Here is a 20,589-nt window from a genome sequence, read left to right as displayed (position 1 = left end):
ATGCGGCTCTGCATGATGACCCGGATGCGGATGAGGTTCACCCGGTGGATCTCCGAGACGAGGCCGTTGCCGAGATGCGCGACGATCGCGTCGTGAAACCCCCAATCCGTCGCCTGTGCCTCCCGGATCAGCGCGTCGGTGACGCCGTCCGCCGCCTCCGCGCTGATCCGCGCGTGCGCGGCCCGCAGGCCGGCCACCAGGGAGGCCGGCGCGGTGCGGGCGAAATGCGCCACCGCCGCGGTCTCGATGATCTCCCGCAGCTGGAACGCCTCGTGCACCAGCCGCAGGTCGACGGCCGCGACCTGGAGCCCGCGCTGCGGCAGGGTCGAGATCAGCCCGTCGGCTTCGAGCCGCGGGATCATCTCGCGCACGGCGCCGAGCGGCAGGCCGGTGAGCGTCACCAGCTCGCGCTGCGTCACGAAGCTGCCCGGCGCCAGACGCCCGTCGAGCAATTGCTGGACGAAGGCGTCGTAGGCTTGGTCCCGCTGTCTCATGTCACCCGTCTCTCATTGACATGTTAGTCTGTCAATCACTAAGAATTCTCCGACACGCCGCGATGGGACCGCGTCTCGGGACACCGGTCGGACACGGGCAGGGCAGGGACGTGAACGGGGCATCCGGTCCGAGGAGGAACCATGAGGCCGATGCAGCCGGCAGGAGCCCGCATCCGTTCCCATGCCGCGGCGAGGCGAAGCGGCGGGCCCGAACGTTGCCCTGGCCCGAGACCCTTCGCCCTCCGCCAGCACCCTGACCGTCAAACCGCTCGGCCTTTGAGGATGGATCGATGAAGGTATCCGACAAGCGCCCGCTCAAGCGGGCCGGCCTCGAACTGACGGCGCTCGGCCTCGGCACCGCGCCGCTCGGCGGGCTCTATGCGCCGGTGGCGCTGGCGGATGCCCGCGCCACGATCGAGGCGGCCTTCGCGGCGGGCATCCGCCATTTCGACACCGCGCCGATGTACGGGCTCGGGCGCGCGGAGCACCTCGTCGGCGAGCGCCTGCGCGAGGAGGAGCCCGGGGGCTTCGTCGTCTCGACCAAGGTCGGGCGCCTGATGAGCTTCGACCGGCCCGGCCGGCCGCTGCCTCCGGAGGCGGCCCGCAACGCGTTCGATTCCGGCTGGCACAACGGCCTCTCGTTCCGGGAGGTCTTCGACTATTCCTACGACGCGATCCTGCGGTCCTACGACGATTCGCGCCAGCGCACCGGCCTGTCGAAGCTCGATCTCCTGTTCGTCCACGATATCGGCCGCGTCACCCACGGCGACGCGCATGCGCATCATTGGTCCGCGCTCACCAGGGGCGGCGGCTTCCGGGCCCTGGCCGAGCTGCGATCGGCCGGGCTGATCGCCGGCTTCGGCCTCGGCGTGAACGAGAACGAGGCGATCCTCGAGGCGATGGAGGAGGCCGACCTCGATGTCTGCCTCCTGGCCGGCCGCTACACCCTGCTCGACGGCTCGGCGGCGGACGCGCTTCTTCCCAAGGCGCGCGCCCGGGACGTCGCCCTGGTCATGGGCGGCGTGTTCAATTCCGGCATCCTGGCCTCCACGTCGGGCCGCAAGAAGTACAACTACGTCGACGCGCCGCCCGGCATCCTCGCCAAGGCCGAGGCGCTCGAGGCGGAGTGCCGGGCGTTCGGGGTGCCCCTGCAGGCCGCCGCGATCCAGTTCCCCTTCCGTCATCCGGCGACCGCCAACGTCGTCATCGGTGCCAAGACCGCCTCACAGCTGCAGCAGAACGTGGCGTGGTTCGAGCAGCCGATCCCCGACGCGCTGTGGCGGAGCCTGGACGACAAGGGATTGATCGCGTCGCCGTGACCGCCGCGGATCCGCGTGAGCGGGCCGGTCCCGCCCGCGCGAGCGCCGGCCCGCCGCGCCGGCGCTCGCCGGGAAGCGGCGGCAGGACAGGACCGCCGGGCAGGCGGATCGTGCTCGGGGACAAGCGACGGGGGCCGGTTCCGCCCGCGAAGAATGCCGTTGGGAAACCGGTCCATGGGGCGATACAAGCGGCGTCGATGCCGGCCCCTGGACGGAAACCGGTGCGAGGAAACGCCATGCTGAAGACCATCGACCCGCTGCTCAACGGGCAACTCCTCGCCATCCTGGACGACATGGGGCACGGCGACGAGATCGTCGTCGCCGATGCCAATTTCCCCTCGGCGAGCAACGCCCGGCGCCTCGTCGACATGCCGGGCACGACGGCGCCGGCCCTGCTCGACGCGATCCTGTCGCTCCTGCCCCTCGACGACTTCGTCGCGAGCCCGATGGCGGTGATGCAGGCCCCGCCCGAGACCCGGCCGCTCTATGACGGCTACCAGGCGAGCGCCGACCGCGCCGAGGGGCGGCCGATCACGATCACCGAGATGCCGATCCCCGATTTCTACGCCCGTACCCGCACCGCCTACGCGGTGATCCGCAGCGGCGAGCGGCGGCTCTACGCCAACTTCCTCCTGCGCAAGGGCGTGATCTACCCGTGAACGGGGCGATCGACAGCCACCAGCACTTCTGGCGCGTGGCGCGCGGCGATTACGGCTGGATGGGCGAGCACGTCGCGCCCCTCCTGCGCGACTTCATGCCGGACGACCTCGCGCCCCTGCTGCGCCGGACCGGCATCGCCCGCACCATCCTTATCCAGGCGGCCGAGACCGAGGCCGAGACCGACTTCCTGCTCGAGATCGCCGCCCGAACCGGGTTCGTCGCCGGGGTCGTCGGCTGGCTCGACATGGAATCCGACGCCTTCCCGGAACGCCTGGCGCATTACCGGAAGAACCCGCTCTTCGTGGGCCTGCGCCCGATGCTGCAGGATCACGCCGACGACCGCTTCATCCTGCGCCCGCGCGTCCTCGACAATCTGCGGCGCGTGGCCGAGAGCGGCCTCGCCTTCGACATCCTCGCCTTTCCGCGCCATCTGCCGCATGTCGCCGAGGCGCTGGCCCGGGTGCCGTCCTTGCGGGCCGTGGTCGACCACCTGGCCAAGCCCCCGGTCGCGACGGGCGACCTCGATCCCTGGCGCGCCGACATCGCGGCCCTGGCGGTGTTCCCGACCGTCTCCTGCAAGGTGTCGGGCCTCGTCACCGAGGCGCGGGCGGAGTGGTCGCTGGCGGATCTCGCGCCCTACATCGACCATGTGGCGACGTGCTTCGGCGAGGATCGCCTGCTGTTCGGCTCGGACTGGCCGGTGGCGACGCTGGCGGCGACCTACGGCGAGGTCGCGCATGCCGCCCGGGCGCTGCTCGGCACCCGCTTCGGCCCGGCGGCGATGACCAAGATCTTCGGCGGCAACGCGACACGCGTCTACGGGCTGCCGGACGACGGCCTCGCCCGGTCAGGCTGACGCGAAGCCGTCGGTCCGGCATCGAACCGGGACCTCAGCCGGCCCAGACCCGATCGAGCAGGTCGATCCAGTTGCGGCCCAGCACGTTCTCGATCTTCCGGTCGCTCCAGCCGGCGCGATCCATGGCCTCCGCGATGTTCGGAAAGTCGGCGATCGTCCGGATCCCGGCCGGGTTCACGATCTCGCCGAAGCGGGTCAACCGGCGACCGAACCCCTTGTCGTGGGTGATCCAGTCGAAGAAGTCCTGGCCGTATCCTTGCGTGAAGTCGGTGCCGATGCCGACGGCCTCGTCCCCGACGAGGTTGATGACGTAGTCCATGGCGGCGACGTAATCGTCGATGGTCGCGTCGATCCCCTTGGCGAGGAACGGCGGGAACATCGTCACGCCGACGAAGCCGCCCCTGTCGACGATGTAGCGGAGCTCCTCGTCGGACTTGTTGCGGGGATGGGCTTTCAGGCCGGAGGGCAGGCAGTGCGAATAGGCGACCGGCCTCGTCGAGATATCGATCGCGTCGCGCGACGTGGCCGGGCCGACATGGCTGAGATCGCACAGCATCCCGACGCGGTTCATCTCCAGGACGACCTCGCGGCCGAAATCGGACAGGCCGCTGTCGCGGCTCTCGTAACAACCGCTTCCGACCCAGTTCTGGGTATTGTAGGTCAGCTGGGCGATGCCGACGCCGAGCTTCTTCAAGACCTCGACGTAGCCGATCCTGTCCTCGAAGGCCGACGTGTTCTGCATGCCCAGGACGATGGCGGTCTTGCCCGCCGCCTTGGCGGCGCGGATGTCGGCCGTCGATTCGGCGCGGACGATGTAGTGCGGAAACGTCCGAAACCACTCGTTCCATGCGACCAGATTGCGGACGGTGTCCTCGAAGTTCTCCCAGACGCTGCACGTACAGTTGGCCGCACTCAGCCCCGACTCGCACATCTCTCGAAAGACATCTTCGCTCCACTTGGAGATGATGAGGCCGTCGACGACGATGGATCGCGCGTATGTCTCATGCCGTTCGCGTGTCATGGCATCCATTCTGTCTTGCGCCTGTCGGGCGTGGGGCTGCACGAGGTCTCGATGTCTCGGTTCGAGGGAGGTGGTCAGGGCGTCATGCCGGCCTCGAAGCGGCAGAACTCGTGGCCCTGCGCCTGGCACTGCACTTCCCGGCAGGTCACGGACGTGAAGCCCAGGCCCTTGCTCTCGGCGAGATAGGTGAGGCCGCCCACGATGAACCCCTCGAACATGTAGCAGACCGGCTGCTCCGCTTCCGTCTTGCGGCCGAGGACGTAGACGGAGTTCTCGATCCTGATCGTCGCGGTCCCGTGTTCGAAGGACGCGTTCTCCAAATGGAACTGGCCCCAACCCCGATCCGACAGGCGCGAGAGGTAATGCCGGAAGACATCGACGCCGTCCAACTGCCGCGCCTCGGCCTGTTGCTTGCACCAGAAGTACGCGGAGGCCGCTCCCGATTGGCTCAACAGATCCTTGTAGCGTTCGCGACCGAGCGCCTGCTCCACCGTATCGTGGATCCCGAGCATGAAATGCCGGGGGATGTAGAGCATCGGGAGGCCGTCCGTCGTCCAGACGCCCGTTTCGCCGTCGACCTCGATTTCCACGGCCGGTCTCATGGGCTTTCTCCAAGTGTATCGTCACGGATGGATCGTCGGGAACGGCGCTTGCCGTCGGGGCGGATGGGACGGCATCAGGCGGCGGAGCGGATCGTCCCCGCCGTGCCGCCGTGGGACCGGTCCCGGAGGGTGTCGTCGGACAAGGACCGGCGGTAGGTTTCCGGGAGCGCGAGGCCGCCCGCCATCGCCAGAACGGCGATCGCCATGAGGTAGAAGGCGGGGGAGAGGGAACTGCCGGTCGTCGAGATGAGCCAGGTCGCCAGGAGCGGCGCCGTTCCCCCGAACACGGTGTAGGAGACGTTGTAGGTGAAGGCCGACGCGGTGTAGCGATTGCGCGTCGAGAACGTCTCGGACAGCAGGGCCGCCGTCACCACGTTGCAGACCAGGGCGCCGACGGCCAGCAGCAGGACGCCGCCGATCGCGTTCACCACCGATCCCGAGCTCGCCAGCCAGAAGGCCGGCAGCACCGCGACCAGCGTCCAGACGCAGACGGCGGCGATCGTCTTGCGCCGACCGATCCGGTCGGAGGCCATGCCGGCGAGCGGGCAGGCGGCGGCGGAGAAGACGAGTGCCACGGTCGAGACCAGGAGCGATTGCGGACGGGTCAGGCCGCCCGCCACCTGGAGGAACGTCGCGAAATACGTGGTGAAGGTGTAGAACGAGAGGGCGGTGAGCGCGATGAAGGCGCCCAGCCGGCACATCGCCGACCCTTGCGTGCGCAAGGTCTCCGACAGCGGCGAATGGGCGTGGGTCGCGGCCTCGGCCGCCAGCGCCTGGAAGGCCGGGGTCTCGTCCATCCGCCACCGCAGGTACAGCCCGATGATGCCCAGGGGAGCGGCGACCAGGAACGGCACGCGCCAGCCCCAGGTCGTCATCGCCTCGCTCGAAAGCAGGTTCTCCATCGAGAACGCGATCAGCGCCGCCGAGGCGAAGGCCGTGAACGTGGAAACCGGGATGAAGCTGCCGTACCAGCCGCGACGGTGACGAGGCGCATGCTCCATCACGTAGGCGACCGCGCCGGCATACTCGCCGCCCGCCGAGAAGCCCTGGATGCACCGCAGCAGCGTCAGCAGGATCGGCGCCATGATCCCGATGCTGGCATAGGTCGGCAGCAGACCGATCAGCGTCGTCGCCGATGCCATGAGCAGGATGGTGATCGAGAGGATCGCCCGCCGTCCGGTCTTGTCGCCCAGGACCCCGAAGACGAGGCCCCCCAGGGGGCGCATCGCGAAGGCCACGGCGAACACCCCGAACGTCTTGAGCAGCGAGAGGCTGGGATCGGTTCCGGGAAAGAACAGGTTCGCGATCGTCGTCGCCAGGAACCCGTAAACTGCAAAGTCGAACCACTCGACGAAATTGCCCAGTGCCGCCGCGCTGATCACCTTTCTCAGTCGTTCGGGGGGAACATCCGTCACATCGCGCATTGCCGATTGCTCCTTGTGCCGATTTTGTCGATGTCTTAGCGTTCGAGCCTCATCGCAGCGCAGATTGCTCGCGAAAAAGGCAGATGATCGCCTGTGTTATTATTTGTTTTTGCCTGGTGACGCTGAAGCATGCGCGGTCCGATTGCCGTTGTGAAATATCGAATCGGTATTTATTGATATCTGGGAGTTATCGATCGGCGGGGACGCATGGGCATCGAACTGCGCCATCTCAGAGCGTTCGACGCTCTCGGCAAAGAGCTGCATTTCGGGCGGGCGGCGGACGGCCTGCAATTGACCCAGCCCGCCCTGACCAAGATCATCAAGCAACTCGAAGACGAAGTCGGCGTGCCCCTGCTCGTGCGGACGACGCGTCGCGTCGAGCTCACCGAGGCTGGAAAGGTCTTCCTCGCCGAGACGACGAGCCTGGCGACGCAGATCGGGCGAGCCGTCGAACGGACGCGCCGGGCCGCCCGGGGCCTTCGGGGCGACCTGCGGGTCGCCTACACCGATTTCGCCATCAACGGTCGCCTTCCCCACGTCCTGCGCGACTTCAACATCGCGCACCGCGACATTCATCTCGACCTGGTCTTCATGCCGACGGTGCATCAGCGTGTCGCGATCCTCAAGCAGACGATCGACATCGGCTTTCTCTACGGCGAGTCGAGCCACCGGGCCGTCCAGTCGCTGCGCTTCGACGAGGGCGCCTACGTCGCCGTCCTCCCCGCGAGCCATCCCCTGGCGGCGAGAGAGGTCCTGGCCTTGTCGGAACTCAAGGATCAGAAGTTCGTCTTCGGCACAGGGGAGAGCTGGTCGATCTTTCGCAGCGACGTCATCGCCGAGTGTCGTACCCGTGGCTTCTTCCCCGACATCGCCCTCGAGGCCACGAACTCCGACGGCATCTTCGGGCTCGTGATCGCGGGGGCGGGCGTGGCCGTGTATTCGAGCTGCATCGGGAACCTACCGCGGCAGGGGGTGGCGGTCCGCCCGTTGAGCGATCTGTCGACCACGCTGCCGATCACGGCCGTCTGGGAGCGGGGCAACCGGTCGGAACTGCTGGGGACGTTCCTCGGCTTTCTCCGGCGGTGGATCCGGAAGGCCGGGTCCGCGGCAGGTCCCTGATTCCGCAACCCCGAACGGGCGCCGGCCGGCCTCCGCCGCGGGCACGCTGATCCTTGCGCCGATCACGGGCCGGCATCGGTGCGGTGCGCGACCGGCAGGACGACAGCGCCCGCCTCGGCGAGCGTCGTCCGCTCGAAACGCACGCCGAACACCCGGTCGAGGTCCTGCGAGGCCGCGACCGCCGCGGCGGCGGCGTCGCGGACGATGCGGCCGCGCTCCAGGAGGACGAGCCGGTCGCAATCGACGACGGCGCGGTCGAGGTCGTGGAGCACGACGACCACGATCCCGTGCCGGGCCCAGGCTCGCAAACGGCGCATCAGGTCGAGGCGATGGCCGATATCGAGGCTCGCGCCGGGCTCGTCGGCGAGGACGACGTCGGGCTCGGCGACGAGGGTGGTGGCGAGGAGCGCCCTCGCCCGCTCACCGCCGGAGACCTGCGACCAGCGCCGCTCGGCGAGATCGGCGAGGGCGTGGTCGCGCAGCAGGTCCGGGATCGCGAGCGCCGCGCCCGGCCGGCGGCTCGCCCCGAGCTCGATCACCTCCCGCACGGTGTAGTCCCAGGCCGGCTGGAAGCTCTGGGGCAGATAGCCGATGCGTCGGCCCCGCTCCGAGGACGGGAGGTCCGCCAGCGGAACGCCGTCGAGCGTGACGCGGCCGGCGGCGGGGCGCAGCAGGCCGGCGAGCGTGCGCAGCAGCGTCGACTTCCCGGCCCCGTTCGGACCGATCAGCCCGACGAGGGCCCCCGGGACGAGATCGACCGAGACGCCGTCCAGCAGGCGGCGGGGACCGGCGGTCGCGACGAGGCCCTCCGCGGAAAGGCGGGTCATGCGCGCATCCGCCGACGCAGGAGGAACAGGAAGAACGGGCCGCCGACCGCGGCCGTCACGAGCCCGAGCGGGATCTCCGCCGGCGGCAGCGCCGAGCGGGCGAGCCCGTCGCACATGATGACGATGAGGGCGCCGAGGGCGGCCGAGACCGGCAGCAGCCCGCGGTGGCGCGGCCCGACCCACCAGCGCGCCAGATGCGGGGCGGTCAATCCTACGAAGGCGACGAGGCCGCCATAGGCCACCGCCAGGGCGACGACGAGGGCGCCGACCAGGATCGCCCGGGCGACGAAGCGCGCCGTGTCGAGGCCGAAAGCCTGCGCCTGATCCTCGCCGAGACCGAGGAGATCGAGGCCGTGCGCGAGCCGCAGGCTCGCCCCGAGGGCGAGGCCCGAGAGGCCGCCGAGCCAGGCCAGCCCCTCCCATGTCGGCGTCTGGACGCCCCCCAGCGTCCAGCTCAGCACGACCTGGAGGCTGACGCTCTCGTCGGAGAGGGCGAGCATCAGGAAGGAGCGGACCGCCCCGAGCATCGCCGCGACGGCGACGCCGGCGAGGAGAAGGCCGGCGGCGTCGCGCGTGCCGGCCCCCCGGGCGACGGCGAGGACCATCAGCGTCGCCCCCCAGGCCCCCAGGAAGGAAAACCCACCCAGCGCCAGGGCCGAGGGCAAGCCGAGGGGAACGAGCAGCGCCACCGTCGCCCCGATCGCCGCGCCGCCGGCCGAGCCGAGCAGGTAGGGCTCGGCGAGGGGATTGCGGAACACGCCCTGGAAGATCGCTCCGCCGAGCCCGAGCAGGCCACCGACCAGGGCGGCGGCGAGCACGCGGGGCAACCGCCACGCGATGAGCAGGCGCGAGCGCAGATCGTCGGCGCCGCCGAGCGCCCGGAGGATCCGGTCCGGCCCGGCCCAATCGTGGCCGGCCGCGATGCCGAAGGCGAGCGCCAGGATGAGGAGCGGCAGGAGCCGGCTCGCGACGCGCAAGGGCATGCTCATGAGTCGGGCGATGTCATGGGTGGGGCGCGCTCATGGATGCCCTTCGGGATTCGGGTGCAGGAGGGCCGCGAGGCGCTCGATCCCGTCCACGGTGCGCGGCCCGGGGATCAGGAACGCGGCGCGGGCCACGACATGCGCCCGGCCCTCGCGGACCGCGCGCATGTCGCGAAAGCCGGGCCGGGCCGTCAATTCGCGCAGCTCCGCCTCGCTCCCCGCCAGGAGCAGGACGTCCGGATCGGCGGCGAGCAGGGCCTCCGGCGAGACCTGGGCGAGGCTGCCGGCTCCGGTCAGCGCCAGGCAGCCGCCGGCCCGGGCGACGGCATCGGCCGTGTAGGTGCCCGCCCGCACGGCGAGGACGAGCCCGTTCCCGAGCCGCCCCGTCACCAGGACGAGCCGCGGGCAGGGCCGCCCCGCGACGGCCCGGGCGACCCGCGCGAGGCGAGCCGCCAGGGCGTCCGCGACGGCGGTCCCGCGCGCCGGCTCCCCCGTCGCCCGGCCGACGAGGCGCAGGTTGTCGAGCACCTCGCCGAGGCTGCGGCTCGTCAGGACGAGGGTCGGCACGCCGAGCCGCTCCATCGGGGCGAGCAGGAGATGGGCCGCCTGGCGCGCCGGGGTGATGAGAACGAGGTCGGGCTCCTGGCCCACCACGGCATCCACCGAGATGCCGAGCCGGCCGCCGACGACGGGTTTCTCCGCCGCCTCGGGCGGGTAGCGGGTGAGCGCGTCGATGCCGACGATGCGATCGGTCAGCCCGAGGGCGGCCACCAGCTCGGTGTTCGAGGAGAAGATCGTCACGATCCGCCGCGGTGGCGCCGGCAGGACGACGTGCCGCCCCAGCGCATCGGTGAGATGGATCGGCTCGGGCCGGGCCGGGCGCGCCGCGACCGGCGGGGCGGCGAGGCCGAGGAGCACGAGGCAGACTTGCATTGGCACGCCAACGCTTCGTCTGCCTGGTTGGTTGTCGTGTCGCAGATTTTCGCCGCAAAACCGGTGACCACTTTTGCGGAATCTGCTTCGGCCCCAGAGGATCGCGGCGCGCATGGTCAGAACCGGGCCTGGAGGCCGATCTGCACGTCGCGGCCCGGCGCGGAGGTGCCGCCGCCGCCATTGTAGAAGCGCAGGTCGGCCAGGGTCGGCTGCTGCCCGGCGATGGCGATGAAGAGCGGGTGGTAGTTCACGTCGAACAGGTTGCGCACCTGCGCGAACAGCTTCACCCCCGGCATCACGTCGACCTCGCCGCGCAGGTTGACCAGCACGAACGGGTCCTTGCGCCAGATGTAGTCGCGGGAGGGCTCCGCTCCCGGCACCCGCAGGTTCTCCTCGGTGTTGTACCAGACCGGGCCGTTCAGCACGCCCTGGACCTGGATCGTCCAGGGATACCGGATGCCGGCCTGCCCGAAGCGGGTACCGAGCGCGAGCTGGTACTCGTAGACCCGCTCGACCCGATCCGTATTGGCGCTCGGCACGGCACGCGCGCCCTCGTCCTTCATGTCGAAGTTGTAGTTGCCGTTGGCATAAGCCCGCCAATGCCACACCCCCGGCTCCCAGCCGAAGGACCGGATCATGTCGGTCTCGGACTGGACCTCGATGCCGCGGATGACGACGTCACCCGGATTGTTGATGTAGTCCGACGTATTGGAATTCGCCCCGCGCGAGCGGGTGGTGATGCGGTCCGAGATGACGTTCTGAAACAGCGCCACGTCGAGCCGGGACGCGCCATGGGTCAGCGTCGTACCGACCTCGACCTGCTCGCTCGTCTCGGGCCGGATGGCCGGGTTGCCGAAGATTCGGCCGCCGCCGAGGGTGTTGTAATCCGCCGCGATCTCCGTCGCCGTCGGCGCCCGGAAGCCCGACGAGGCGCCGATCCGGAACGCCGCCCAGTCGGCCGCCTGGTAGGCCGCGCCGACCGAGGCGGTCGTGGCCTCGTAGGGCCGCGCCCCGTTGATCTGCCCGGTCAGGTAGGGGGTGAACTCGAAGCGCGTCGTGCCGTAGGTCTGGCGCACGCCGGCGCGCAGCACCAGCCGGTCGTCGAGCAGGCGCTGCGTGTCCTCCAGGTAGAGGGCGTGGAACTGGTCGGTCTGGTTGTTGTCCTGCGGCGAGACCTGGGCGAGAGGATTGCCCGGCACGCCGGCCCGGAAGCGGTCCGAGCGGAGCCAGCTCGTTTCCCAATCCCAGCCGAGCAGCACGTCGTTGCCGGAAAACAGGGTGACGCGCGGCTGGAAGCGGGTGCCGAGGATGTCGAGGTCGCGGGTGTTGAAGTCCGCGCGGGTGCCCGGCACCGGCAGCCCGGTGCCGCCGCGCTGGATCGGCGAGGCCCACTTGAAGCGGTCCTCGTCGGTGACGCTGTAGACCTGGGCAAAAAGGCTCGCCCGGCCGTCCTCGGTTCGTCCGGTATAGCTCGCGTCGAAGGAGCCGTTGATCCGGTCGTCCCGGCTGTAGAGGTTGCCGCCGGAACCGCGGAACCCGACGCCGTAGATCCCGTCCGTGCGCAAAGTGAATTCGACGCGCTGGTTCGGGTCGATCTGGAGGCCCAGAGCCCCGGCGATCCCCATGCGGTTCCACTGGGTGTTGGCCATGCGGTCGCCGGAACCGGCGACGTAATCGTCGCGCTTGGCGCCCGAGACGCCGAGATAATAGTCGAACGGCCCGACCACGCCGCCGGTCTGGGCGCGTCCCTGGGCGAGGCCCCAGACGCCGCCGATGCCCTCGACCAGGGTCCCGGGCGCGGTCCGCCCGGTCTTCAGGATGATGTTGATCACGCCGCCGATATTCTGGCTGCCGTAGATCACCGAGGAGGGACCGCGCACGATCTCGATGCGCTCGACATCGGCGATCGAGAGCTTGGAGAGGTTGGCGGTGCCGGCGCGCCGGCCGTTCATCAGGACCAGGACCTGACTGCGGAAATCCTTGCCCTGGCCGTCCGTGGCCCCGCCCCGGATGTTGATCGAGGTCTGGCCCGGGGTCCATTCCGAGAAGAAGCCGACGGCATTCTCGGCCAGGACGTCGGTGACGGACTTCCCCGTGGAGTTCTCGATCGTCGTGCGGTCGATGACCTGCACGGTGCCGGCGATCGCGGAGCGCGGCTCCGGCCGGCCGGTCGCCGTGACGACGATCTCGTCGAGGCGGAGGTCGGCCCGGTCCTGCGCGACGGCCGGCGCCGGCAGCGCGCAACCGTAAGCCAGCGCGAGCGCCCGGAAACGACGGGACATCACGACGCCTTCCTCCATACGAGAACGGCCGAGCTGCGCGGCACGCTGAGGCGGTGGCCGCCGGGAACCGGCTCGGCCTGGGGCGAGAGATGCTCGGACAGGGCGGCACGGCGCGCGTCGCCGGCCGGCCACCCGAGCCGGTCGGCGAGATGGGCGGCGATGCCCGGCACGCTCGGTACGGTCGCCCGGAAGGTCCAGTCGACCCGGGCGACGATCGCCGGTCGGTCGCCGGCGGGCAGGCTCGCCAGGACGATCTCGACCCCCGGGGTCTCGTCCTCGCCGTGCCATTCGCGGGGCAGGCAGCCCGCGAGGCAGAGGCCGCGGGGACCGGCCTGCGCCGGGACCACCCAGGCGACGTCGCGGCGCGCCCAGGCGCGGCAGCGTGCGAGGAACGGGACCGGCTCGGTGAGCGGCCCGGCCATGTTGGCGGCGAGCACCGTGTCGGCGCATCCGTCCGGCAGATCGGCCTCCCGCCAGCCTGCCGGCACGAGGGCCGGCGGCGGCGCGAGCGCCCGCAGGCGGGCCTGCATGACCGGCGCCGGCTCGACCGCGATCCAGGCCGCGCCGGGGTCGCGCAGGGCCGCGCCGAGCTGCCCGCCGCCGGCGCCGACATCGAGGAGGTCGCCGACCCGCGGCAGGGCCGCCCGCAGCAGCGGGGCGAGGCGGGCGACGTAATCGGAGCCGTCGATGCCGGAGGCGTAGAGGGCGAGCGGATCGACCCCGCCCTCGGCATCGGCGGCGCGAAGCGGCCCGCCGGGGGGCCCTGAGATGTTTTCCACGTCCGATGGTCCTTCCCCGAACCGTCTTGAGAGAGGATCGTGGGGGGGCGACCGTGGACGCGAGACACGCGCGGCCGGACACCGGCAGCGCAGGACGCGCGACCCGCCGGGACTCCCCGCCCACGAGACGAAACAGGGTCAGGGCAGGTCTCCTGGCTCGCGGGTCGCCGCCATCCGTCCGGCCTTCCCGGCGCTCGCGCACCAGTGACCCCGATCGACGGATGGCTCGCCGCTTACAGTTGCGGGGACAGCTCCGGCCTGGGCGCGAGGACGCGCCGCACCGGATTCCCTCTTGGCCCGCCATCCGGAGATGGCGGGAACCTTGACCGGTCACCGTCGTCGGGGATCGTCCACCCCGCTGTCAACCGCCCGGAACGTCCCCCGAGGGGGCAGGCTCGGACAGGTTTCGTCTGTTGCGATCGTGTAACGGATCGTCTCCGTCCCGGGCCGGCCCGGAGTCGCGCGTCTCGCGTCGGCGTCTCGGCCCCGCCCGGCAAGGCCGCCCGGCGATCGGAGGTCCCTCGGCTCACTGCCCCCAGACCGGGAACGGATCGTCGAGCCATTTCTGGGACTTCGTCAGCCCGGTCGTGACGCTGCCGACGAGACAGGGATCGAGGGCGGCCCGGATCGCCGCCTCGTCCATGTCGGGGCCGCCGATGAACACGATCTCCTGGCGCCGGTCGCCCCAGCTCGGGGTCCAGTGCCGGCGCATCAGGGATGCGAATTCCTCGCTGGTGGGCCAGCGCGCCTTGGGCACCGCGGCCCACCAGGCGCCGAGCCCCTCGGTGCGGGTGATCCGTCCGGCGATCGAGAGCTCGCCGATCCAGTCCGGGCGCGAGGCGATCCAGAAATGGCCCTTGGCCCGGATCACGCCCGGGAAGCCGCGCGCGACGAGATCGTGGAACTTGCGCGGATGCAGGGGGCGGCGGGCCCGGAAGACGAAGCTGCGGATGCCGTATTCCTCGGTCTCCGGCACGTGCTTGGCGAAGTCGAACAGCTCGCGGTACCAGAGCGGATGGGTCTGCGACCGCTCCTCGCTGTAGAGGCCGGTCTCCAGCACCTCCGCCAGGGGGACGCGGCCATGGCTCGCCGGGACGATGCGCGCATCGGCATTGAGGCCGCGCACGACCTGGATCACCCGGGCCCGCTCCTCCGCCGTGACGTCGTCCACCTTATTGACCACCACGACGTCGGCGAACTCGATCTGCTCGACGAGGAGATCGACCAGGGTGCGGGCATCCTCCTCGCCGGCCGTCTCGCCGCGGTCGCGCAGGAAGTCGCGCGAGTCGTAATCCGTCAGCAGGTTCACGGCGTCGACCACCGTCACCATCGTGTCGAGCCGCGCGACATCCGACAGGCTCGCGCCGTCCTCGCCGCGGAAGTCGAAGGTCGCCGCGATGGGCAGGGGCTCGGCGATGCCGGTTCCCTCGATCAGGAGATAGTCGAAGCGTCCGTCCTCGGCGAGGCGGCGCACCTCGGCCAGGAGATCGTCGCGCAGGGTGCAGCAGATGCAGCCGTTGGTCATCTCGACCAGCCGCTCCTCGGTCCGGGACATCTCGCCGCCGCCGGCGCGGACGAGATCGGCATCGATGTTGACCTCGCTCATGTCGTTGACGATCACGGCGACGCGACGGCCCTCGCGATTGTTGAGGATGTGATTGAGCAGCGTGGTCTTGCCGGCTCCGAGGAAGCCGGACAGGACCGTGACGGGAAGGCGCCGGAGCGAGGAAACGTCGACCATCGCTTCGATATGTTATAACGTTGCAAATCCGTCAAGCGGTGGATCCGCGATCTCGGCGGTGCTCGCCCTTGGCCCGGCGCGGTCGAGCCGCCACACTGCCGTTGTTAGCGGCTCAGGCCTGGGGAGACGGATGCCGGCCCACGATCACGCACCCTACCGGACGCAGAACTGGATCCTGGAGAAGCCGGGCGCGTCGGGCCGTCACGGGCTCGTCGTCGCCCAGAACCGCGAGGCCGCCGAGGCCGGGGCCGCGATCCTTCAGGCGGGCGGAAACGCCGCCGACGCGGCCGTCGCCACGGCGCTGGCGCTGGCGGCGGTCGAGCCCTGGAACAGCGGGCTCGGCGGCATCGGCTTCGCGCTCGTGCTGCCGCCCGGCGCGAACCGGGCCACGGTCGTCGATTTCGGGCCGGTCTCGAGCCGCAACACGCGGGCCGCCGACTACGCCCTCACGGGGCGGACGAAGCGCGACCTGTTCACCTGGCCGGAGGTCGAGGGCGACCGCAACGTCCACGGCCCGCTCTCGTTCTGCATCCCCTCCGCGGTGGCGGGCTACGCGCGGCTGCACGAGGCGTTCGGGACCGGCACTCCGGTGGCGGATCTCCTCGCGCCGGCCCTGCGGCTCGCGCGCCGGGGCCTCGCCCAGGACTGGTTCGCCACCCTCAAGATCGCCTCCTCGGCCTCCGTGCTGCGGCTCTACGAGGAGAGCGCCCGCCTCTACCTGCCGGGCGGTCTGCCGCCGGTCCCGCCCTACCAGGGCGTGCCGGGCTTCCTGCCGCTCGGGCGCCTCGCCGAGACGCTGGCGCGGCTGGCGGAGGCGGGCCTGCGGGATTTCTACGAGGGCGGAATCGCCCGAGATCTCGCCGCCGACATCGCGGCGCTCGGCGGCGTCGTGGACCGGGAGGATCTGGCCGGCTGCCGGGCGGTGCTGCGCGAGGCGCCGACGATCGCCTGGCGCGACGGCCATGTGGTCCACACGGCGGGCGGGCTCACCGCCGCGCCGACGCTGGCCGAGGTCGTGTCCGGCATGGCGGCGGTCCCGTGCCCGCCGGAGGGACCCGATGCGGGGTGGTTCGCAGCCCTCTCCACCGTGATGCGGGAGGCCTATGCGCGGCGCCTGGCGGGGCTCGGGGCCGCCACCGAGCCCGGCGACACCTGCACCACCCATCTCACCGTCGTCGACCGGGACGGCCTGATGGTGTCGATGACGACGACGCTCCTGTCCTCGATGGGGAGCCGGGTCGCGCTGCCGAAGACCGGCATCCTCATGAACAACGGGATGATGTGGTTCGATCCGCGGCCCGGCAGCGCCAACCCGATCGCGCCGGGAACGCGCCCGCTCTGCAACATGTGCCCGGTGATCGTGACGCCGCGCAGCGGCGAGGGGCCTCGCCTCGCCGCCGGGGCCTCCGGCGGCCGGCGCATCCTGGCGAGCGTCTACCAGACCCTCGCCTTCCTGCTCGATTTCGGCATGGAGCCGGGGCGGGCGGCCCACCTTCCGCGCATCGACGTGTCGGGGCCGGAGGGGACGAGCGCGGATGCGAGGCTCGGGCCCGAGGTGCGGGAGGCCCTCGCCGGTGCGGGCCCCGTCGAGGTGGTGGAGCACGGCGTGATGCCGATCAACTTCGCCTGCCCGAACCTGATCCGGCTCGACGGCGACGTGGCGACCGGATGCAGCGACGTCGCCTCGCCGTGGTCCGCCGCCGTCGCGGTGCCGGGGTGAGGGGCCGCGCGCCGGGCGCGCGCACCCCTCCGCGCGGTCAGGCGCCCTCGGCCATCGTCGTGCCGGCGGCCGCGAGGCCCCACCGCACCAGATCCTCGGCGTCCTTCGCCGATTTCGCCTCCGCGTAGCACCGCAGCTCGGGGGCGTTGCCCGAGGCGCGGAAATGGATGGTGCGCCCGCCGTCGAGCTCGATCCTGACCCCGTCCTGCTCGTCGACGGCCTGCGGGCGGCCGACCGGACGAAGGAACTCCCGGCGGAACGTGTCGTCGGCGAGCCGCCGCAGGAAGGGCCCGCTCCGCGCGGCCGGCGTGTCGGGCAGCCGGTCGCTCGCCGTCTCGCCGACATCGAGGGCCGCGACGAGGTCGGCAAGCGGCAGGGCGGCCGCCCGCGCCGCGGCGAGCGTCGCGAGGATCGGCAGCACCGCGTCCCGCGTCGGCAGGGCCGGCAGGATCTTGTCGCCGACCGGGCCGTCCGACCCGGCGAGGAAGCCGCCATTGGCCTCGAAACCGCAGACGATCCGCGCCCCGTCCCGCGCCGCCTGCTCCATGCCGGCGATCACGAAGGGCGACCCGACCTTGGTGCGCAGGACGCGGCCGAAGCCGCCCGCGCGCTCGATGGCGGAGCCCGCCGTGACCGGTACGACGACGGCGTCGGCGCCGAGATACCGGGCCGTGATCAGGCCGAGCACGTCGCCCCGCAGGATGCGGCCGGCGGCCTCCGCGACCAGGGGGCGGTCCGCGTCGCCGTCGGTGGTCACGAGCGCGTCGAAGCCGCCCGCGGCCATCGCGTCGCGGATGAACGCGACGTCCTGCGGACGATGGGCCTCGGTATCGATCGGCACGAAGGTCTCGGACCGGCCGATCGGCACCGCCTCGGCGCCGAGCGCGGCGAGCACGTCGACGAGCACGTCGCGGGCGACCGAGCTCTGCTGGTAGACCGCGATCCGCAGGCCGGCCAGGAGGTCGGGGGCGAACACGTCGCGGTAGCGGTCGCGGTAGCGCGCGATCGCGTCCGGCTCCGGTGCGGCCGGAACCGCCGGGGGGAGGGGCGCGTCGTCAGAGATGTCGCCGAGGGCGGCGAGGATCGCGGCCTCGTCCGCCTTGGTGATCTCTTCGCCGGAGCGGTAGAATTTCAGGCCGTTGCGATCGTCCGGGATGTGGCTGCCGGTGACCATGACGGCGAGGCAGTCGCGCTTGCGCGCTTCGAGCGCGAGGGCCGGGGTCGGCAGCGCGCCGCAATCGATCGCCGTCAGGCCGGCGGCGGCGGCCGCGGTGGCGACCGTGGCGGCGATCCCCGCGCTGCTGGCCCGCAGGTCGCGCCCGATCACCACCTCGCGGTGTCCGCCCGCTCGTGCGCCGACGGAGGCGAAGAACGCGGACGCGTAGGTGAAGGTGGGGCGCCCCACGAGGTCCGTGACGAGGCCGCGCAGACCGGACGTCCCGAACTTCAAACTGGTCATCAGGCAAGTCTCTCGGCATCGATCGGAGGCACGCGAAGCCACGACCTTGCGGCCGTGCGGCGCGTTGCCCCTTGAGGGGGCCTGCCGTTCGAGAGAACACAAGGCCGGGGAGGAGACAAGAGGCGGCTCCCGACCGCGGATCGCGGGAACCGGACGCGGCACCGCAGCCGCGCTGGGTCGCCCGTCGGATCGGCTACGGCGCGGCCTTCGCCAGCGGGCAGCCGCCCTGGTCGAGGGGGCGGAAGGCCTCGTCGCCCGGCACGGTGGCGAGCTGATGGTAGACGTCCCACTCGCCGGTCGATTCCTCGGGCTTCTTCACCTGCATCAGGTACATGTCGTGGACCATGCGACCATCGACGCGCAGCGTGCCGTTGCGGGCGTACATGTCGTTGACCGGCGTCTCGCGCATCTTCGCCATCACGGCCCTGGCCTCGTCGGTTCCGGTCGCCGCGACGGCCTTCAGGTGATGCAGGACGGCGGAGTAGATTCCGGCGTGGTGCATCGTCGGCATCATCTTCATCTCGGCGTGGAAGCGCTTCGAGAAGGCGCGGGTCTCCTCGTCCCGGTCCCAGTAGAAGCCCTCCGTCGTGATCAGGCCCTGGGCGGTCTTCAGCCCGAGGGCGTGGACGTCGGCGATGTTCATGAGCAGAGTGACGAGGGACTGGCCGCCCTCGGTGAGGCCGAATTCGTGGGCCTGCTTGACCGCGTTCATCATGTCGCCGCCCGCATTGGCGAAGGCGACGACCTTCGATCCGGTCGCCTGGGCCTGGAGCAGGAAGGACGAGAAGTCCGAGGTGCCGAAGGGCGCCCGGATCGCCCGGATCAGCTTGCCGCCGGAGCGGTCGAGCTCGGCCGCGGCGTCGCGCTCCAGGGCCTGCCCGAAGGCGTAGTCGGCGGTGACGATCGACCAGGTGTCGAGACCCCGCCTCACGGCGGCCGCGGTCGAGACGTGGGCGAGCGCGTAGGTGTCGTAGTTCCAGTGCGCCGTCGTCTCGGTGCAGGCCTTGCCGGTGAGGTCGGAGGTGCCGCCGCCCGAGACGATCAGGATCCGGTTCTTTTCCTTGGCGATCTGCTGCACCGCCAGCGCCACCGAGGAGGGCGGCGCGTCGAGGATCACGTCCACCTTCTCGACGTCGAACCAGCGCCGGGCGATGGCGCTGCCGACATCCGCCTTGTTCTGGTTGTCGGCGAAGACCACCTCGATCGGCCGGCCCAGCACGGTGCCGCCGAAATCCCGGGCCGCCATCTGGGCGGCGACCACCGAGCCGCGCCCCGTGGCGTCGGCGTAGAGGCTCGACATGTCGGTCAGGACGCCGAACTTCACGACGCCGTCGGAGACCTGCGCCCGGGCCGCGCCGCAGGCGGCAAGCCCCAGGGACCCGGCGAGGATCAGGCGGGACGCGACCGCGCGACGGCGCGATCGGCGGCGACGCACCGTGCGGGCGGTCGTGGTCGTGCAAAGCCCCGCCATCAGACCGGGTCCCAGCTGAAGACGTCGCCGGAGCGGTCGAGGGGTGCGAAGCTCGCCCGCAGGGCGGGCATCGCGTGGGCGGCGACGGAGGCCGGGGTCCAGCCCTCGGCGGCGTGCACGCTGCGGACCGGCCGCATCGGGTTGAACAGGAAGACCTCGTTGACCCGGGTGGCGAAGACCTGCCCGGTCACGCCCGCGGCGGCCGGCGAGGCCAGGTAGACGACGAGCGGGGCGTTGGTCTGCGGCGTCATGCGCTTCATGCGGGCGACCCGCCGCTGCTCCTCGGGGGTGGTGGCGGGGATCGAATCGGTCATCCGGCTCCAGGCGAAGGGCGCCACGCAGTTCGAGCGGACGCCGAACCGGGCCATGTCGAGGGCGATCGACTTCGAGAGGCCGACGAGGCCGAGCTTGGCCGCCGCGTAGTTCGCCTGCCCGAAATTGCCGATCAGCCCCGACGTGCTGGTCATGTGGACGTAGGCGCCGCTGCCCTGCGCGCGGAACGGATCGGCGGCGGCCCGGCTCATGTAGAAGCTGCCGTTGAGGTGGACGGCGACCACCGCCTCCCAATCGGCCGGGTCCATCTTGTGGAAGATGACGTCCCGCAGGATGCCGGCATTGTTCACCACCGCGTCGAGCCGGCCGAACGTGTCGAGCGCCATCTCGACGGTGCGCTTGGCGGCCGCCCATTCGGCGACGCTCTCGCGGGAGATCACCGCCTCGCCGCCGATCGCCTCGATCAGGGCCCTGGTCTCGTCCGCCGGCGTCGCGGAGGTCTCGCCGGTGCCGCCGAGCGAGGTGCCGATGTCGTTGACGACGACCTTCGCGCCCGCCCGGGCGAAGTCCAGGGCGACGGCACGGCCGATCCCGCCGCCGGCTCCCGTCACCACCACGACCTTGCC

The 20,589-nt window shown here is 71.2% G+C and carries 18 protein-coding genes and 1 riboswitch; of the genes, 5 read left to right on the top strand and 13 right to left on the bottom strand.

Annotated elements, in window-relative coordinates; translation table 11 throughout:
- Positions 1–494: GntR family transcriptional regulator (locus QR78_RS17675; RefSeq protein WP_048428865.1), on the bottom strand; the 494-nt coding region annotated here is incomplete at its 3' end.
- Positions 495–784: 290 nt separating this feature from the next.
- Here QR78_RS17675 and QR78_RS17670 point away from each other — a divergent pair.
- The 3 genes from QR78_RS17670 (at position 785) to QR78_RS17660 (ending at position 3,329) form a co-directional block, all read left to right on the top strand.
- Positions 785–1,813: an aldo/keto reductase gene (locus QR78_RS17670; protein ID WP_048428864.1), complete on the top strand. Its 1,029-nt coding sequence runs from the start codon at positions 785–787 to the stop codon at positions 1,811–1,813.
- Positions 1,814–2,049: 236 nt separating this feature from the next.
- Positions 2,050–2,472, top strand: a complete 423-nt coding sequence (locus QR78_RS17665; protein WP_048428863.1) for an RbsD/FucU family protein — start codon at positions 2,050–2,052, stop codon at positions 2,470–2,472.
- A complete protein-coding gene (locus QR78_RS17660; RefSeq protein ID WP_082171712.1) occupies positions 2,469–3,329 on the top strand; it encodes an amidohydrolase family protein in 861 nt (286 codons plus the stop codon). Before QR78_RS17665 ends, QR78_RS17660 begins: the two co-directional genes overlap by 4 nt.
- 34 nt (positions 3,330–3,363) lie before the next feature.
- On the opposite strand, the gene QR78_RS17655 is transcribed toward QR78_RS17660, so the two are convergent.
- The 3 genes from QR78_RS17655 to QR78_RS17645 all read right to left on the bottom strand — a co-directional run bounded on the left by QR78_RS17655 (position 3,364) and on the right by QR78_RS17645 (position 6,334).
- Entirely contained in the window at positions 3,364–4,260 is an 897-nt protein-coding gene (locus QR78_RS17655; protein WP_244278484.1) for a dipeptidase, read from the bottom strand.
- A gap of 164 nt (positions 4,261–4,424) precedes the next feature.
- Positions 4,425–4,952 (bottom strand): DUF5943 domain-containing protein, encoded by a 528-nt coding sequence (locus QR78_RS17650; protein WP_048428861.1) that lies wholly within the window; start codon positions 4,950–4,952, stop codon positions 4,425–4,427.
- A 74-nt stretch (positions 4,953–5,026) separates the two neighbouring features.
- Positions 5,027–6,334, bottom strand: coding sequence for an MFS transporter (locus QR78_RS17645; protein ID WP_202972685.1), 1,308 nt, complete (start codon positions 6,332–6,334; stop codon positions 5,027–5,029).
- 249 nt (positions 6,335–6,583) lie between these two features.
- Between QR78_RS17645 and QR78_RS17640 the strand changes: the two genes are divergently transcribed.
- The gene (locus tag QR78_RS17640; protein WP_048428859.1) at positions 6,584–7,495 is read left to right on the top strand and encodes a LysR family transcriptional regulator; all 912 of its coding nucleotides are present in this window, start codon (positions 6,584–6,586) and stop codon (positions 7,493–7,495) included.
- Between the two features lie 62 nt (positions 7,496–7,557).
- On the opposite strand, the gene QR78_RS17635 is transcribed toward QR78_RS17640, so the two are convergent.
- The 6 genes from QR78_RS17635 to QR78_RS17610 form a co-directional block, all read right to left on the bottom strand.
- Complete coding sequence (locus tag QR78_RS17635; protein ID WP_048428858.1) at positions 7,558–8,322, bottom strand: ABC transporter ATP-binding protein; 765 nt, start codon at positions 8,320–8,322, stop codon at positions 7,558–7,560.
- Positions 8,319–9,311: a FecCD family ABC transporter permease gene (locus tag QR78_RS17630; RefSeq protein ID WP_048428857.1), complete on the bottom strand. Its 993-nt coding sequence runs from the start codon at positions 9,309–9,311 to the stop codon at positions 8,319–8,321. Before QR78_RS17630 ends, QR78_RS17635 begins: the two co-directional genes overlap by 4 nt.
- 30 nt (positions 9,312–9,341) lie before the next feature.
- Complete coding sequence (locus QR78_RS17625; RefSeq protein WP_053220968.1) at positions 9,342–10,238, bottom strand: ABC transporter substrate-binding protein; 897 nt, start codon at positions 10,236–10,238, stop codon at positions 9,342–9,344.
- A 116-nt stretch (positions 10,239–10,354) separates the two neighbouring features.
- Positions 10,355–12,520: a TonB-dependent receptor gene (locus QR78_RS17620; RefSeq protein ID WP_053220967.1), complete on the bottom strand. Its 2,166-nt coding sequence runs from the start codon at positions 12,518–12,520 to the stop codon at positions 10,355–10,357.
- Complete coding sequence (locus QR78_RS17615; protein ID WP_053220966.1) at positions 12,520–13,299, bottom strand: methyltransferase domain-containing protein; 780 nt, start codon at positions 13,297–13,299, stop codon at positions 12,520–12,522. The genes QR78_RS17620 and QR78_RS17615 overlap by 1 nt, the downstream gene beginning before the upstream one ends.
- A gap of 125 nt (positions 13,300–13,424) precedes the next feature.
- A riboswitch (cobalamin riboswitch) is annotated at positions 13,425–13,639 on the bottom strand.
- A gap of 186 nt (positions 13,640–13,825) precedes the next feature.
- Positions 13,826–15,040 carry a GTP-binding protein gene (locus QR78_RS17610; RefSeq protein ID WP_048428856.1) on the bottom strand — a complete coding sequence of 405 codons (1,215 nt, stop codon included), beginning with the start codon at positions 15,038–15,040 and terminating at the stop codon, positions 13,826–13,828.
- Between the two features lie 130 nt (positions 15,041–15,170).
- Here QR78_RS17610 and QR78_RS17605 point away from each other — a divergent pair, with 130 nt between their 5' ends.
- Positions 15,171–16,760: a gamma-glutamyltransferase gene (locus QR78_RS17605; RefSeq protein ID WP_048428855.1), complete on the top strand. Its 1,590-nt coding sequence runs from the start codon at positions 15,171–15,173 to the stop codon at positions 16,758–16,760.
- A gap of 37 nt (positions 16,761–16,797) precedes the next feature.
- Here the strand turns inward: QR78_RS17605 and QR78_RS17600 are convergent, their stop codons facing one another.
- From QR78_RS17600 to QR78_RS17590, 3 genes are all read right to left on the bottom strand, one after another.
- Complete coding sequence (locus QR78_RS17600) at positions 16,798–18,219, bottom strand: phosphohexomutase domain-containing protein (RefSeq protein ID WP_048428854.1); 1,422 nt, start codon at positions 18,217–18,219, stop codon at positions 16,798–16,800.
- A 193-nt stretch (positions 18,220–18,412) separates the two neighbouring features.
- Positions 18,413–19,690 carry an ABC transporter substrate-binding protein gene (locus QR78_RS17595; RefSeq protein WP_082171713.1) on the bottom strand — a complete coding sequence of 426 codons (1,278 nt, stop codon included), beginning with the start codon at positions 19,688–19,690 and terminating at the stop codon, positions 18,413–18,415.
- A partial coding sequence (locus tag QR78_RS17590; protein ID WP_125940043.1) for an SDR family NAD(P)-dependent oxidoreductase occupies positions 19,690–20,589 on the bottom strand: 900 nt, incomplete at its 5' end. The genes QR78_RS17595 and QR78_RS17590, both read right to left, overlap by 1 nt.

The organism is Methylobacterium indicum, from assembly GCF_001043895.1.
Classification (GTDB): Bacteria; Pseudomonadota; Alphaproteobacteria; order Rhizobiales; family Beijerinckiaceae; genus Methylobacterium; species Methylobacterium indicum.
Note: the sequence above shows the minus strand (reverse complement) of the source record. Positions and strands in the feature narration are given on the sequence as shown.

What these genes read in the sequence shown, in the direction of transcription:
- QR78_RS17670 (WP_048428864.1), top strand. Translation starts at nt 785, where the DNA reads ATGAAGGTATCCGACAAGCGCCCGCTCAAGCGGGCCGGCCTCGAACTG.
- QR78_RS17665 (WP_048428863.1), top strand. Translation starts at nt 2,050, where the DNA reads ATGCTGAAGACCATCGACCCGCTGCTCAACGGGCAACTCCTCGCCATC.
- QR78_RS17655 (WP_244278484.1), bottom strand. Translation starts at nt 4,260, where the DNA reads ATGTGCGAGTCGGGGCTGAGTGCGGCCAACTGTACGTGCAGCGTCTGG.
- QR78_RS17650 (WP_048428861.1), bottom strand. Translation starts at nt 4,952, where the DNA reads ATGAGACCGGCCGTGGAAATCGAGGTCGACGGCGAAACGGGCGTCTGG.
- QR78_RS17640 (WP_048428859.1), top strand. Translation starts at nt 6,584, where the DNA reads ATGGGCATCGAACTGCGCCATCTCAGAGCGTTCGACGCTCTCGGCAAA.
- QR78_RS17635 (WP_048428858.1), bottom strand. Translation starts at nt 8,322, where the DNA reads ATGACCCGCCTTTCCGCGGAGGGCCTCGTCGCGACCGCCGGTCCCCGC.
- QR78_RS17630 (WP_048428857.1), bottom strand. Translation starts at nt 9,311, where the DNA reads ATGAGCATGCCCTTGCGCGTCGCGAGCCGGCTCCTGCCGCTCCTCATC.
- QR78_RS17625 (WP_053220968.1), bottom strand. Translation starts at nt 10,238, where the DNA reads ATGCAAGTCTGCCTCGTGCTCCTCGGCCTCGCCGCCCCGCCGGTCGCG.
- QR78_RS17620 (WP_053220967.1), bottom strand. Translation starts at nt 12,520, where the DNA reads ATGTCCCGTCGTTTCCGGGCGCTCGCGCTGGCTTACGGTTGCGCGCTG.
- QR78_RS17610 (WP_048428856.1), bottom strand. Translation starts at nt 15,040, where the DNA reads ATGGTCGACGTTTCCTCGCTCCGGCGCCTTCCCGTCACGGTCCTGTCC.
- QR78_RS17605 (WP_048428855.1), top strand. Translation starts at nt 15,171, where the DNA reads ATGCCGGCCCACGATCACGCACCCTACCGGACGCAGAACTGGATCCTG.
- QR78_RS17600 (WP_048428854.1), bottom strand. Translation starts at nt 18,219, where the DNA reads ATGACCAGTTTGAAGTTCGGGACGTCCGGTCTGCGCGGCCTCGTCACG.
- QR78_RS17595 (WP_082171713.1), bottom strand. Translation starts at nt 19,690, where the DNA reads ATGGCGGGGCTTTGCACGACCACGACCGCCCGCACGGTGCGTCGCCGC.